The sequence below is a fragment of the Bacillus sp. lyk4-R2A-2 genome (assembly GCF_030209735.1).
GTDB classification, from domain to species: Bacteria; Bacillota; Bacilli; order Bacillales; family Bacillaceae; genus Bacillus; species Bacillus pumilus.
Map to the genome: position 1 here is coordinate 94,682 of NZ_JARVRK010000002.1, position 12,200 is coordinate 106,881.

Consider the following 12,200-nt stretch of genomic DNA (forward strand, 5'->3'; position numbering starts at 1 on the left):
TCGCATAGGAGGAATAATCATGAGCAAAGACGGAATCAATAGCAAAGACTTTTTGATCGGAACACTTATTGGTGGAATTGTGGGTGCAACAACAGCTTTATTTTTAGCACCGAAGTCAGGGAAAGAGCTTCGCGATGATTTGAACACCCAAGCGAATGTTTTAAAAGAAAAAACAGATCGACTCACAACAGATGCAAAAGAAAGAGGCACTGAATATGTGACGATTGCGAAAGATAAAACGTCTGAATTGTCTCAAATGGTGGCAGAACAGTCAAACCAAATTTTAGACAAAGTGAAAGACATAAAAGAACGTGCAGCTGGAAAAGCTAATCATGTGAAAAGTGAAGCAGAAGATGCGGCAGCTGACATAGCAAGTGAAGCATCAGATGTAGCGGATGAAGCCAAAGTACGAGCACAAGAAGCGAAATCAGAAATTGAAGATGGCATTAAAGATGTCAAAGAAAAAGTAGAACAATCGACTAAAGGCTAACTCTTACTGCACAGAGTGAAGAAGGAGAACATCATGTCAAAACAACTCATTGAAACAGAAGAACAGTTTGATCAACTAACGAATCAAGATGGGACCTTTGTCTTTTTTAAGCACAGTTTGACATGTCCGATCAGTCAAGCGGCTTTTCAAGAGTTTGAAGCATTTGCGTCTGCACATGAAGACGTGCCAACTTATTTCTTGCAAATTCAAAACACAAGAGAGCTTTCATCCTATGTGACAGAAAAGTCAGGGGTAAAGCACGAAAGTCCCCAGGCACTCGTCTTTAGCGGTGGAAAAGTAAAATGGCATGCATCCCACTCAAGCATTACAAAAGAAGCGCTTGAACATAATGTGTAAAAGAAACGTCAGCAACTGCTGACGTTTCAGCGTGTAGACAAACCCTCGCATTCTTTGTCAGGACTGTGCTCCGGTGCTCACGAATGTCAAATTCGCTCCGCTCCTGTGCTCGCCCTTCCTAGACTGCAAAGGTTTTCTATCACGCTGAAAAGAAGACAAAGGGCTAAAATAAAGATCATTTTAGCCCTTTGTCAACAATCTGAACGTCAGCAACTGCTGACGTTTTTTTTATAAAAAAGGTTTACTTCAATCAAAACTATGCTATAATCTTACACATAATACTTTATCGCTTAAAAGCGTTTGGGTAATAAAGAAAATTTTCGTGACAATTCCGAAATCTTTGTTTATAATAAACCCTATCATGAGAGAATGAAAAAAAAAAAAGCGAGAACAGGCAGAGGAAAGGATGACAAAAATGAGCAACAATGAACTAGAACAATTGAGACAGCAGGCAGATGAACTAAATCTTCAAATCTTAAAACTGATCAATGAAAGAGGAAGCATTGTAAAAGAAATTGGAAAGGCGAAAGAAGCGCAAGGTGTCAACCGTTATGATCCTGTCAGAGAGCGCACAATGCTGAACCAAATTCTTGAAGCAAATGATGGACCATTCGAAAACTCAACAATTCAGCATATTTTCAAAGAGATTTTCAAAGCAGGCCTAGAGCTTCAAGAAGATGACCACAGCAAAGCACTTCTTGTTTCTCGTAAGAAAAAATCGGAAAATACAATCGTGAACATCAATGGAGAAGCGATCGGTGATGGGAAACAGCGCTTCATCGTTGGACCATGTGCTGTTGAAAGCTACGAGCAAGTCGCAGAAGTGGCGGCAGCAGCGAAACAGCAAGGACTAAAACTACTTCGCGGAGGTGCATTTAAACCTCGCACAAGTCCATACGATTTCCAAGGACTCGGTGTAGACGGTCTTAAAATTCTAAAGCGTGTAGCGGATGAATACGGTCTTGCTGTCATTAGTGAAATCGTCAATCCTGCTCATATTGAAGAAGCGATTGAGCATATCGATGTCATCCAAATTGGTGCACGGAACATGCAAAACTTCGAGCTATTAAAAGCAGCCGGATCTGTGAAGAAACCAGTTCTTTTAAAACGTGGTCTTGCAGCGACTATTTCAGAATTCATCAATGCAGCTGAATACATCATCGCCCAAGGAAATGACCAAATCATCCTTTGCGAGCGCGGTATCCGCACATATGAAACAGCGACAAGAAATACACTAGATATTTCTGCTGTGCCAATCTTGAAACAAGAAACACATTTACCAGTCTTTGTTGATGTGACGCACTCAACTGGACGTAGAGATCTTCTCCTTCCAACAGCGAAAGCAGCTCTTGCGATTGGAGCAGACGGTGTCATGGCAGAAGTGCATCCAGATCCATCTGTTGCTCTATCTGACTCAGCGCAGCAAATGGACATTCCTCAATTCGAAAAATGGTTAGATGCGTTAAGACCACTTGTTAACATTCACGCGTAATCATAGATAGAAAGCCGCCGGATGACTGCCCGGCGGTTTTTCTATGGATAAAACATTATGGATATTGGGAATGAAAGGAAAAGAGCACATTGCAAGCTTTAAAAGTGCTTGTTCACAATGTTTTCATTTTTAAAATTCAATAGAATCTGCTAAGATCATTGTCATAGCTGACGTTCTCGACGATTTTTCATGAAATATGATTCAATTTACAGGTAACAAGCTCATTAAAGTTTGTTTAATTTAGTTATAAAAAGAAAGGGAACGTTTTCATATGGTGAAAAAACGTGTATAATTTCATAAAAGAATGTCATTTTGATGTAGATTGAAAAATTATGTGTCTCTTTTCATCGTTTTAATGACAAATAGGATATTATTTTCCTCGTATCTGACATGTCTCTATCCAATTGGTGAATGCTATAGATATGAAGTGTATTTGAAGGAGTGATTTATGTGAATAATGTTACAATATATGATGTAGCAAGAGAAGCAAATGTAAGTATGGCAACGGTATCACGCGTAGTGAATGGGAATCCGAATGTAAAACCAACAACAAGAAAAAAGGTACTTGAAGCGATTGATCGCCTTGGCTATCGCCCGAATGCTGTGGCACGAGGCCTTGCAAGTAAAAAAACAACAACGGTGGGAGTCATCATCCCTGATATTTCGAGTATCTTCTATTCAGAGCTTGCTCGCGGAATTGAAGATATCGCCACGATGTATAAGTACAACATCATTTTGAGCAACTCAGATCAAAATACCGATAAAGAGCTTCATCTTTTAAATACAATGCTAGGTAAACAAGTAGATGGGATTGTCTTTATGGGTGGAAATATCACAGATGTGCTTGTTGAAGAATTTAAGCGCTCTCCTGTGCCAATTGTTCTTGCTGCATCTGTTGAAGAGCAAGCTCAAACACCGTCTGTCAACATCAACTACGAGCAAGCGATTTATGATTCAGTTCAGCTTTTAGTTGAAAAAGGACATAAGCGAATTGCCTTCGTATCTGGCCCAATGTCAGAACCGATTAACTCTATGAGAAAGCTTGCAGGCTATAAGCGTGCGCTCGAAGAAGCGGGCATCGCATTTGACGATGCGCTCGTCGCTGAAGGCGATTATTCGTATGATTCTGGAATTGAATCACTTGCTCACTTGCTTGAGCAGTCTGACAAGCCGACAGCTGTTATTGCGGCTACGGATGAAATGGCGCTAGGTGTCATTCATGGAGCACAAGATAGAGGCGTATCCATTCCTGACGATTTAGAAGTGATTGGCTTTGATAACACGAGACTTTCTCTCATGGTGCGTCCTCAGCTGACAACTGTTGTTCAGCCGACGTATGATATTGGTGCTGTCGCAATGAGACTGCTGACAAAGCTGATGAACAAAGAGCAAGTAGATGACCAAATTGTGGAACTTCCACACAGAATTGAAGAAAGACAATCAACAAAATAAAACGAAAAAGCAGGCTTACACATCAGTGAATGCCTGCTTTTCTTATGCATTTTTCTTTTCTCTTCTAACGGGCATCAGTGCTTTTTCTACAGTTTGAGCATTTTTTTCTGTGATTTCTGCTTTTCTTGGGATCGGTGGATATAAATCGTCAGGGTCTCTCCATGTGGATGGCAGGGTGACAGGAGATTGTTTATGCCAAGCCTGAACCCAGTCCTGAGGCAGTTCATTAGGCGGTGTAATACCTTTCATTTCAAGCCAAATTCGGCTCCACGCCCTTGGCACGACACGCCAAATATCATATCCTCCTCCGCCGACAGCGATCCATTTGCCATCACAATATTGATGCGCTAATTCATGGGCAAGTCTAGGAATTTCCTCATATATTTTCATGGTGGCAGATAAATGGGTTAACGGATCATAGTAGTGTGCGTCTGCGCCGTTTTGCGTCAAAATCACATCTGGTTTAAAAAAAGCAGCAATTTCCGTCACTGCTGTTCGGTATGCTTCAAGGAACGATTCGTCTTCTGTAAATGCATCAAGCGGAATATTGTAGGCGTAGCCATAGCCTTTATCATGACCTCTTTCCTGTACTTGTCCAGTTCCAGGGAACAAATAGCGTCCCGTTTCATGAATCGAGACCGTACATACCTCAGGGTCGTCATAGAAGCTGAATTGTACACCATCTCCATGATGGGCATCCGTATCAATATATAAAATTCTTGCACCATATGTCTTTTGAATATATTGAATCGCCACTGAGCTGTCATTATAAATACAGAAGCCAGATGCACGCCCTTTAAACCCGTGATGAAGTCCACCGCCAAGATTCAGTGCATGCTGCGAGTGTCCCATCATTACTTGGTCAACGGCTGTGAGTGTCCCGCCAACAAGGAGAGAAGCTGCCTCATGCATACCTGCAAACATCGGTGTATCCTCCGTGCCAAGACCGTAGCGTTCCCCCTCTGCTGTAGAGAGCTTTCCTTGACTAGCCCGCTGCACAGCTTGAATATAATCGGCTGTATGGACGAGCTTTAATTCCTCGAGGGTCGCCATACGCGGTGCGACGATCTCATCATCTGTTAACGCCTTCATTTTTTGAAGCAGGTCATATGTTAAGTAGACACGAAGCTGATTGAAGGGATGGTCTTGGTGAAACTGGTACGTTTGAAAAGAGGGTGAAAAAACAAAGGTCGCTTCCTTCATTTGATCGTCTGCTCCATAGGCCACAGCACCTTATAGCCTTTTGCACGAATCAGCTTCGTCACATGATCTGCATGCATGGTTTGAAGGCGGAAGACGAGCACTTTAGACGATTCATTTGCATGCGGATACACAAGCACACTCAGCATTTGAATATGCTGCTCTTTTAAAATGGTCGTAATGTCTGCAAGACCTTCTGTCATTTGGTCCACTTCAACCTCTAAGTGTGACCCAGGCTGATCTGCACCTGTCAGTCTGACAAACGTACGAAGCAAATCAGTCTTTGTGATAATGCCTACAAGCTTGCCGCGTCTCACCACTGGAAGGCAGCCAATTCCGTGTTCAAAAAAGACACTAGAAATCTCTTCAACGAAATCAAGCGGATGAGCAGTAATCGTCTCTAATACCATGATCTCTTCAACAGGCCGCTGAATAAAGAGCTTCCTTTTTTCTGTTTCAAATATACTTGGACTGGCATTTTTAATATCTCGATCTGTCACCATCCCAATGACAGAATCTTGATCAGATACGATTGGAATATGCCGAATGTGATGTGCACTCATTTTTTTTATGGCTTCTTCAATCGTATCGGTTTTTCGCAGCGTGATCACATCACGCTCCATAATTTGTTCAATCATCATTGTTTACCAATCCCCTTTGCCAAAAAAACGAATTGAACGTTAATACATAAAGCGTTGATGGAAGCGAAGACGATCGAAACGCTCAATCGAATCAGGACTCACGTTTTTCCCGATTCTGGCCATTAAACAATTGGCTGGATGTGAGCTGATCTCTGGCTCGTCTGTTGCAAACCAAACAAGACCGCCTGCGTTCATCATTTTCTCCATCATCTTGCGGTACTCCCACACGTTTTTCTTTGTCCCCTTTAAATCCCAATGCCAGTAATATTCAGTTGTAATGACGATATAATTCTCCATTTGCTCATCCATCATGCTCACATCAAGTAAATGCTTACCAAGTGAGCAGCCTCTAAATGGAGGAGCGACCTCAATCGCGCCAAGCTCGATTAAATTGTCCATGTTGCCCTCTGACCAGCGCTCAAGCGGATCAGGATACAAATACGTGACATAGCCGACAACAAGCTCATCCACTCTTGCAATGATAATACGTCCTTCTGGAAGGTCTGCTATTTCAACAAGTGCTTGTTTCTGTTCCTCTGGCGTGCGAAATGCCGTTAGGCCTTCATGAAACGTATAGTTCGCAAGCTCTGATGCAGGTACCGGACCTTCAATCAGGATGGTACCTGTTTCTCGCTTAATGATTTTTGAATAATAAGTTTTAGGATGCTCCACGTATCCACCGCCTCAAATTCTAGTGAGTCGTCTCTATTTTATCTTAAAACTTGCAAGAATTAAAACGGTTTCACTATAAGTTTTTTAAAAATTGAGAAAAAAAGTCATCTATACTATAATAGTCATTGTAAACGTATGCAAAGGGGGACTGTTTGATGAAAGTGGAAACGCTACCATCAGTAAAAGGGGACTATCATTTAAATGATTATGAGCAGGCATACAAAGAATTTTCATGGGAAGAAGCAAGAAAAAACTTCTCATGGTATGAAACAGGAAACATAAATGCAGCCTATGAAGCGATTGACAGACATGCGGACTCGTTTCGTAAGAACAAGGTGGCGCTTCACTACAGAGATTCACAGCGGGATGAAAAGTATACGTTCAGAGATATGAAAATCAACACAAATAAAGCGGGCAATCTATTCAGAGAAAATGCGCATGTGCAAAAAGGGGATCGCGTATTTATCTTTATGCCAAGATCACCTGAGCTCTATTTTCTTCTGCTTGGCGCAGTCAAAATTGGTGCGATCGTTGGCCCGTTATTTGAGGCATTTATGGAAGGTGCGGTCAAAGACCGTTTAGAAAATAGCGAGGCGAAGGTCATTGTGACAACGCCGGATCTGCTTGAACGAATTCCATTTGCAGAGCTTCCAAAACTTGAATCTGTCATCATTGTCGGCGGTGAAAAGGAAGACGTCGATGGCGTTCGGACAATCCATTATGAAGAGGCTTTTGCGCAGGCGGCGAAGGACCTTGAAATCGAATGGATGGATGAAAAAGACGGCTTTCTGCTTCATTACACGTCAGGGTCGACAGGTACGCCAAAAGGTGTGCTGCATGTCCATGGCGCAATGGTTCAGCAAGACCAGACTGGTAAATGGGTGCTTGATCTGAAAGAAGACGATGTCTACTGGTGTACAGCTGACCCAGGCTGGGTAACAGGCACAGTGTACGGCATTTTTTCACCGTGGTTAAATGGGACGACGAATGTCATTTTAGGCGGCAGATTTAACCCTGATACGTGGTATGAAACGATTGAATCACTAGGTGTGACCGTTTGGTACAGTGCACCGACCGCCTTTAGAATGCTAATGGGGGCAGGAGATGACCTCATTCAAAAATATGATCTCAGATCGCTCCGTCATGTGTTAAGTGTAGGTGAGCCTCTTAATCCAGAAGTCATCCGCTGGGGAGACGCTGTATTTGGCAAACGAATTCATGATACTTGGTGGATGACGGAAACCGGTGCACAGCTGATTTGTAATTATCCATGCATGGACATTAAACCAGGTTCAATGGGGAAACCGATTCCAGGCGTAGAAGCTGCGATTGTGGATAATGCCGGAAATGAACTTCCGCCATATCGGATGGGCAACCTCGCCATCAAAAAAGGCTGGCCGTCTATGATGCATACGATCTGGAACAATCCTGAAAAATATGAATCTTACTTTATGCCGGGAGATTGGTATGTTTCAGGAGATTCAGCTTATATGGACGAAGACGGATACTTTTGGTTCCAGGGACGTGTCGATGATGTGATCATGACATCAGGAGAGCGGGTTGGTCCTTTTGAGGTGGAAAGCAAACTGGTCGAACATCCGGCCATTGCAGAGGCTGGTGTCATTGGAAAACCAGATCCGGTCCGCGGCGAAATTATTAAAGCATTCATTGCGCTTAGAAGTGGATATGAGCCGACAGATGAGCTGAAAGAAGAGATCCGTACGTTTGTGAAAAAAGGACTCGCTGCACATGCGGCACCGAGAGAAATCGAGTTTAAGGACAAACTGCCTAAGACGCGAAGCGGAAAAATTATGAGACGTGTGCTAAAGGCGTGGGAGCTGAATTTACCGGCTGGCGACCTATCGACAATGGAAGATTAATTTTTTCATCAGTTGACTTGATATCAAAAATATGTTTAAAATGACATTAGTTGAATATGTAAAGGTTTTGACTGAGATTCAGTAGAATCATCTTTCCCTGTCCAAGAGAGCTGACGGCTGGTGCGAGTCAGTACAAAGAGATATTCGAATTACCCTCACGAACCGCTTTTACGAAAAGGAGCATGTATGCTGTCCTGATTAGTGAAAGAACGGATCTATCCGTTATCAGTGTAAGTGAAAAGGCGTGATTTATTGTCTTTTAAGCAGGGTGGTACCGCGATATATATCGTCCCTTCGTTCATTCGAAGGGGCGTTTTTTATGTTGAATTGTAAAAAAAGGAGAATTGGATATGAGTCAATTGATGGAAGAGTTATCGTTCAGAGGATTAATTCAGCAGCAAACAGATGAAGAAGGTTTAACAAAATTATTATCGGAAGAAAAAATCAAGCTTTACTCCGGTTTTGACCCAACAGCGGACAGCTTACACATTGGTCACCTATTGCCAATTTTAACATTACGCAGATTCCAGGAAGCAGGCCATCATCCGATTGCTCTTGTTGGCGGCGCAACTGGACTAATCGGCGACCCTAGCTTCAAAAAAGCAGAACGTTCACTAAACCCAGCAGAAATCGTCGAACAGTGGTCAGATAAAATCAAAGGACAGCTCTCTCAATTTCTTGATTTTGAAGCAGGCGAGAATCCAGCCGTTATCGTGAATAACTACGACTGGATCAGCCAAATGAATGTCATCACGTTCCTTCGTGATATTGGAAAGAATTTCGGTGTGAACTTCATGCTGGCAAAAGATATCGTCAGCTCACGGATTGAGACAGGCATTTCGTACACAGAGTTTAGCTACGTCATCCTGCAATCTTTAGACTTCTTAAATCTTTACAGAAATGAAAACTGTAAGCTGCAAATTGGCGGAAGCGACCAGTGGGGAAATATCACATCTGGACTTGAACTGATCCGTAAGTCTGAAGCAGAAGGGGCAAAAGCATTCGGTTTAACGATGCCGCTCGTCACGAAAGCAGACGGTACGAAATTTGGTAAAACAGAAGGCGGCGCCATCTGGTTAGATAAAGAAAAAACGTCTCCATATGAGTTCTACCAATTCTGGATCAACACAGATGACCGTGACGTCGTGAAATACTTAAAATACTTTACGTTCTTATCAAAAGAAGAGATCGCATCGTACGAAGAAAAAGTGCAAACAGCACCTGAAAAACGTGAAGCACAGCGCCGTCTAGCAGAGGAAGTGACGACACTTGTACATGGCCGTGAATCACTAGAACAGGCGGTCAACATCTCAAATGCGCTATTTAAAGGCGAGATTAAATCTCTTTCAGCAGAAGAAGTCAAAGTAGGCTTTAAAGATGTTCCATCAATGGAGAAAAGCAGCACGGAAGAGTTAACACTTGTCGATCTCCTTGTGGAATCAAAGCTGTCACCATCAAAACGTCAAGCGCGTGAAGACATCACAAATGGTGCAGTTTCCATCAACGGAGAGAGACAAACGGATAAAGACTATGTCCTTTCAGCTGAAGATAGAATTGAAAACCAATTTACTGTTTTAAGAAGAGGAAAAAAGAAATACTTCCTTGTGAATTACAAATAAGAACGATGTGCAGCCGGCTGCAATAACCGGCTGCTTTTTTTATGCAACATGAGAGATGAGTGCTCTGTTAAGAGTCTATTAGACTGTTAAAAGAGACTTAGTCTAGTCTTTTGGCAGTGGCGCTTAGAAAGTCAAAGGTGCTTTTTCAGTAATTATTTTCTATAAAATAAAGCAACAAACAGTGCCTTGTTCACTTTTATGACATATTTTTCTTGTATAAAATAGAGTCGAATAAGATGAATAAGGGGGAATGAAAGTGATTTGTTTTAAGAAAAAGAGTTTGCAAATTCTTGTTGCGCTTGCATTAGTGATAGGTTCAATGGCCTTCATCCAGCCGAAAGAGATCAAAGCGGCTGAGCACAATCCGGTTGTGATGGTACATGGCATTGGCGGTGCGTCTTATAACTTTGCTTCTATTAAAAGTTACTTGGTCACACAAGGCTGGGATCGTAACAAATTATTTGCTATCGATTTCATAGACAAAACAGGGAATAACCGCAACAATGGTCCGCGTCTATCTAGATTCGTCAAAGATGTGTTAGACAAAACGGGTGCTAAAAAAGTAGATATTGTGGGTCATAGTATGGGCGGAGCGAACACGCTATATTATATTAAGAATCTAGACGGCGGTGATAAAATTGAAAACGTCGTCACAATTGGTGGAGCAAACGGACTTGTTTCAAGCAGAGCACTACCAGGCACAGATCCAAATCAAAAAATTCTTTACACATCTGTCTATAGCTCAGCCGATATGATTGTTGTCAACAGTCTCTCGCGTTTAATTGGCGCAAAAAACGTCCTGATCCATGGCGTTGGTCATATCGGTCTATTAACCTCAAGCCAAGTGAAAGGGTATATTAAAGAAGGACTGAACGGCGGAGGACAGAATACGAATTAAAAAGCAAAAAAAGACAGCGAAAGCCGCTGTCTTTTTTGATGTCATCTGACATATGGCAACTGCTAGATGAAAGAGATATTGAAAAGGGAGGAAAAACGATGACGCAAAAACTCAAGCAATATTTCTACGGATACTTTCTTTATTTTCCATGCTCATTTCTCATCATCTATTTCATTTGGATGAAGTTCGTCAAATCAGTTCAAATAGCCGAGGTGCTATCTAATTGTACATCGATTATTGGTATCTATTACATCATCACTAGTGTGTGGTTTGTCTTTTTGATGCAAAAACAGGTAAAACATCAGTAAAAGCATGTACAAATGGATCACCATTCCTTACACTACATGTAGTGGATAATAATATTCGGAGGTGAGCGTTTGTGCAAACGAGTCAAAAGGCTTTGATCATTGTCGATGTACAGAAGGCGTTCGAGCATGAAAAATGGGGAGAACGAAATAATCTAGAGGCAGAGGAGAATATCAGCCGCCTATTGAGGTTTTGGAGAGAGAAAGGCTGGACAGTCATTCATATTCAGCATACATCCGGCAATCCAGACTCTGTGTTTCATCCGGCAAATGAAGGACATCTGTTCAAAGATATCGCCAGACCGTTAGAGGAAGAAACGGTGATCCAAAAGAAAGTCAACAGCAGTTTCATTGGTACGAACTTGGAGGAACAGTTAAGATCAAACCATATTGACACGGTCGTGATTGCAGGGCTCACAACACCGCACTGCGTATCCACAACCACAAGAATGAGCGGAAACCTTGGCTTTGATACGTACCTCATCTCAGATGCAACAGCCGCCTTTGGACTAACAGATCATACCGGTACATATTTTGACCCCGAGACGATCCACCGGCTCTCACTTGCCACACTGCATGATGAATTTGCGACTGTCATGACAACAGATCAATTGATTAGTAATTGGATGGTAAAATAAAAGATACCGCCATACGCTTAATAATACTTGAGAGAACCTTGGAACAAAAAAATCCTCTAGAATTCTAGGGGATTTTTTTCGTGATAGATTATATGGTTTTGAATAGCTTTTTATGAAAAAACAATAGACAAATTTAGCGCAAAATACAATCAAATTTTCAAAACCAAAAGAATTTTAGAATAATCTGGCAATTTGTGTTTGTTCTACGCTTATCTTTATTCTTTGTACGTTTTACTTATCCACACCTATTTACAGATGTGGCATATGAATAATGATAAAGGAGATGAACAACTGATGGGTTGTGATAAGTATAAAAAATGCCCTAATTGTAAACAGAAACTATCAAAATCAAACTGCTGCATCATCTGTCATACAAAATTAATTGTAGGGCGACGAGGACCACGTGGATTACGAGGGGTTCAAGGAGCTTCAGGAGCGATCGGTCCAACGGGAGTAACAGGAGGTACCGGAGCGACCGGTCCAGCGGGAGCCGCAGGAGCAACTGGTCCAACGGGAGTAACAGGAGCCACAGGAGATACCGGAGCGATCGGTCCAA

General features: G+C 42.1%; 12 protein-coding genes, 1 pseudogene and 1 other annotated feature. Of the genes and pseudogenes, 10 read left to right on the forward strand and 3 right to left on the reverse strand.

Features of this window, described 5'->3' with window-relative positions:
- The first annotated feature begins 19 nt into the window (after positions 1-19).
- The 4 genes from QRN39_RS02230 to ccpA all read left to right on the forward strand — a co-directional run bounded on the left by QRN39_RS02230 (position 20) and on the right by ccpA (position 3,791).
- The gene (locus QRN39_RS02230) at positions 20-490 is read left to right on the forward strand and encodes a YtxH domain-containing protein (protein WP_003217681.1); all 471 of its coding nucleotides are present in this window, start codon (positions 20-22) and stop codon (positions 488-490) included.
- A 33-nt stretch (positions 491-523) separates the two neighbouring features.
- Positions 524-847 carry a bacillithiol system redox-active protein YtxJ gene (gene ytxJ, locus QRN39_RS02235; protein ID WP_003217729.1) on the forward strand — a complete coding sequence of 108 codons (324 nt, stop codon included), beginning with the start codon at positions 524-526 and terminating at the stop codon, positions 845-847.
- Positions 848-1,262: 415 nt separating this feature from the next.
- On the forward strand, positions 1,263-2,339 hold the full coding sequence (locus tag QRN39_RS02240; protein WP_003217626.1) for a bifunctional 3-deoxy-7-phosphoheptulonate synthase/chorismate mutase: 1,077 nt from the start codon (positions 1,263-1,265) through the stop codon (positions 2,337-2,339).
- Positions 2,340-2,789: 450 nt separating this feature from the next.
- The gene (gene ccpA / locus QRN39_RS02245) at positions 2,790-3,791 is read left to right on the forward strand and encodes a catabolite control protein A (RefSeq protein WP_003217727.1); all 1,002 of its coding nucleotides are present in this window, start codon (positions 2,790-2,792) and stop codon (positions 3,789-3,791) included.
- 42 nt (positions 3,792-3,833) lie between these two features.
- On the opposite strand, the gene QRN39_RS02250 is transcribed toward ccpA, so the two are convergent.
- From QRN39_RS02250 to QRN39_RS02260, 3 genes are read right to left on the reverse strand one after another with little or no spacing between them, the layout of a single operon-like run.
- Positions 3,834-4,994 (reverse strand): acetoin utilization protein AcuC, encoded by a 1,161-nt coding sequence (locus QRN39_RS02250; RefSeq protein WP_003217659.1) that lies wholly within the window; start codon positions 4,992-4,994, stop codon positions 3,834-3,836.
- The gene (locus tag QRN39_RS02255) at positions 4,991-5,632 is read right to left on the reverse strand and encodes a CBS and ACT domain-containing protein (protein ID WP_003217690.1); all 642 of its coding nucleotides are present in this window, start codon (positions 5,630-5,632) and stop codon (positions 4,991-4,993) included. The genes QRN39_RS02250 and QRN39_RS02255 overlap by 4 nt, the downstream gene beginning before the upstream one ends.
- Before the next feature lie 39 nt (positions 5,633-5,671).
- Positions 5,672-6,304, reverse strand: coding sequence for a GNAT family N-acetyltransferase (locus QRN39_RS02260; RefSeq protein WP_284906111.1), 633 nt, complete (start codon positions 6,302-6,304; stop codon positions 5,672-5,674).
- A 155-nt stretch (positions 6,305-6,459) separates the two neighbouring features.
- Here QRN39_RS02260 and acsA point away from each other — a divergent pair, with 155 nt between their 5' ends.
- The 6 genes and pseudogenes from acsA to QRN39_RS02290 form a co-directional block, all read left to right on the forward strand.
- On the forward strand, positions 6,460-8,184 hold the full coding sequence (gene acsA / locus QRN39_RS02265; RefSeq protein ID WP_284906113.1) for an acetate--CoA ligase: 1,725 nt from the start codon (positions 6,460-6,462) through the stop codon (positions 8,182-8,184).
- 58 nt (positions 8,185-8,242) lie between these two features.
- Positions 8,243-8,481: a binding site (T-box leader), on the forward strand.
- Positions 8,482-8,534: 53 nt separating this feature from the next.
- Complete coding sequence (tyrS, locus tag QRN39_RS02270; RefSeq protein WP_284906115.1) at positions 8,535-9,803, forward strand: tyrosine--tRNA ligase; 1,269 nt, start codon at positions 8,535-8,537, stop codon at positions 9,801-9,803.
- 319 nt (positions 9,804-10,122) lie between these two features.
- Positions 10,123-10,701: an esterase/lipase family protein gene (locus QRN39_RS02275; protein WP_374726556.1), complete on the forward strand. Its 579-nt coding sequence runs from the start codon at positions 10,123-10,125 to the stop codon at positions 10,699-10,701.
- A 98-nt stretch (positions 10,702-10,799) separates the two neighbouring features.
- Complete coding sequence (locus tag QRN39_RS02280; RefSeq protein WP_253622334.1) at positions 10,800-11,009, forward strand: hypothetical protein; 210 nt, start codon at positions 10,800-10,802, stop codon at positions 11,007-11,009.
- A gap of 71 nt (positions 11,010-11,080) precedes the next feature.
- Positions 11,081-11,644, forward strand: coding sequence for a cysteine hydrolase family protein (locus tag QRN39_RS02285; RefSeq protein ID WP_284906117.1), 564 nt, complete (start codon positions 11,081-11,083; stop codon positions 11,642-11,644).
- Positions 11,645-11,938: 294 nt separating this feature from the next.
- A pseudogene (locus tag QRN39_RS02290) lies at positions 11,939-12,200 on the forward strand (exosporium glycoprotein BclB-related protein); the annotation flags it as partial.

What these genes read in the sequence shown, in the direction of transcription:
- QRN39_RS02230 (WP_003217681.1), top strand. Translation starts at nt 20, where the DNA reads ATGAGCAAAGACGGAATCAATAGCAAAGACTTTTTGATCGGAACACTT.
- ytxJ (WP_003217729.1), top strand. Translation starts at nt 524, where the DNA reads ATGTCAAAACAACTCATTGAAACAGAAGAACAGTTTGATCAACTAACG.
- QRN39_RS02240 (WP_003217626.1), top strand. Translation starts at nt 1,263, where the DNA reads ATGAGCAACAATGAACTAGAACAATTGAGACAGCAGGCAGATGAACTA.
- QRN39_RS02250 (WP_003217659.1), bottom strand. Translation starts at nt 4,994, where the DNA reads ATGAAGGAAGCGACCTTTGTTTTTTCACCCTCTTTTCAAACGTACCAG.
- QRN39_RS02255 (WP_003217690.1), bottom strand. Translation starts at nt 5,632, where the DNA reads ATGATGATTGAACAAATTATGGAGCGTGATGTGATCACGCTGCGAAAA.
- acsA (WP_284906113.1), top strand. Translation starts at nt 6,460, where the DNA reads ATGAAAGTGGAAACGCTACCATCAGTAAAAGGGGACTATCATTTAAAT.
- tyrS (WP_284906115.1), top strand. Translation starts at nt 8,535, where the DNA reads ATGAGTCAATTGATGGAAGAGTTATCGTTCAGAGGATTAATTCAGCAG.
- QRN39_RS02275 (WP_374726556.1), top strand. Translation starts at nt 10,123, where the DNA reads ATGGCCTTCATCCAGCCGAAAGAGATCAAAGCGGCTGAGCACAATCCG.
- QRN39_RS02280 (WP_253622334.1), top strand. Translation starts at nt 10,800, where the DNA reads ATGACGCAAAAACTCAAGCAATATTTCTACGGATACTTTCTTTATTTT.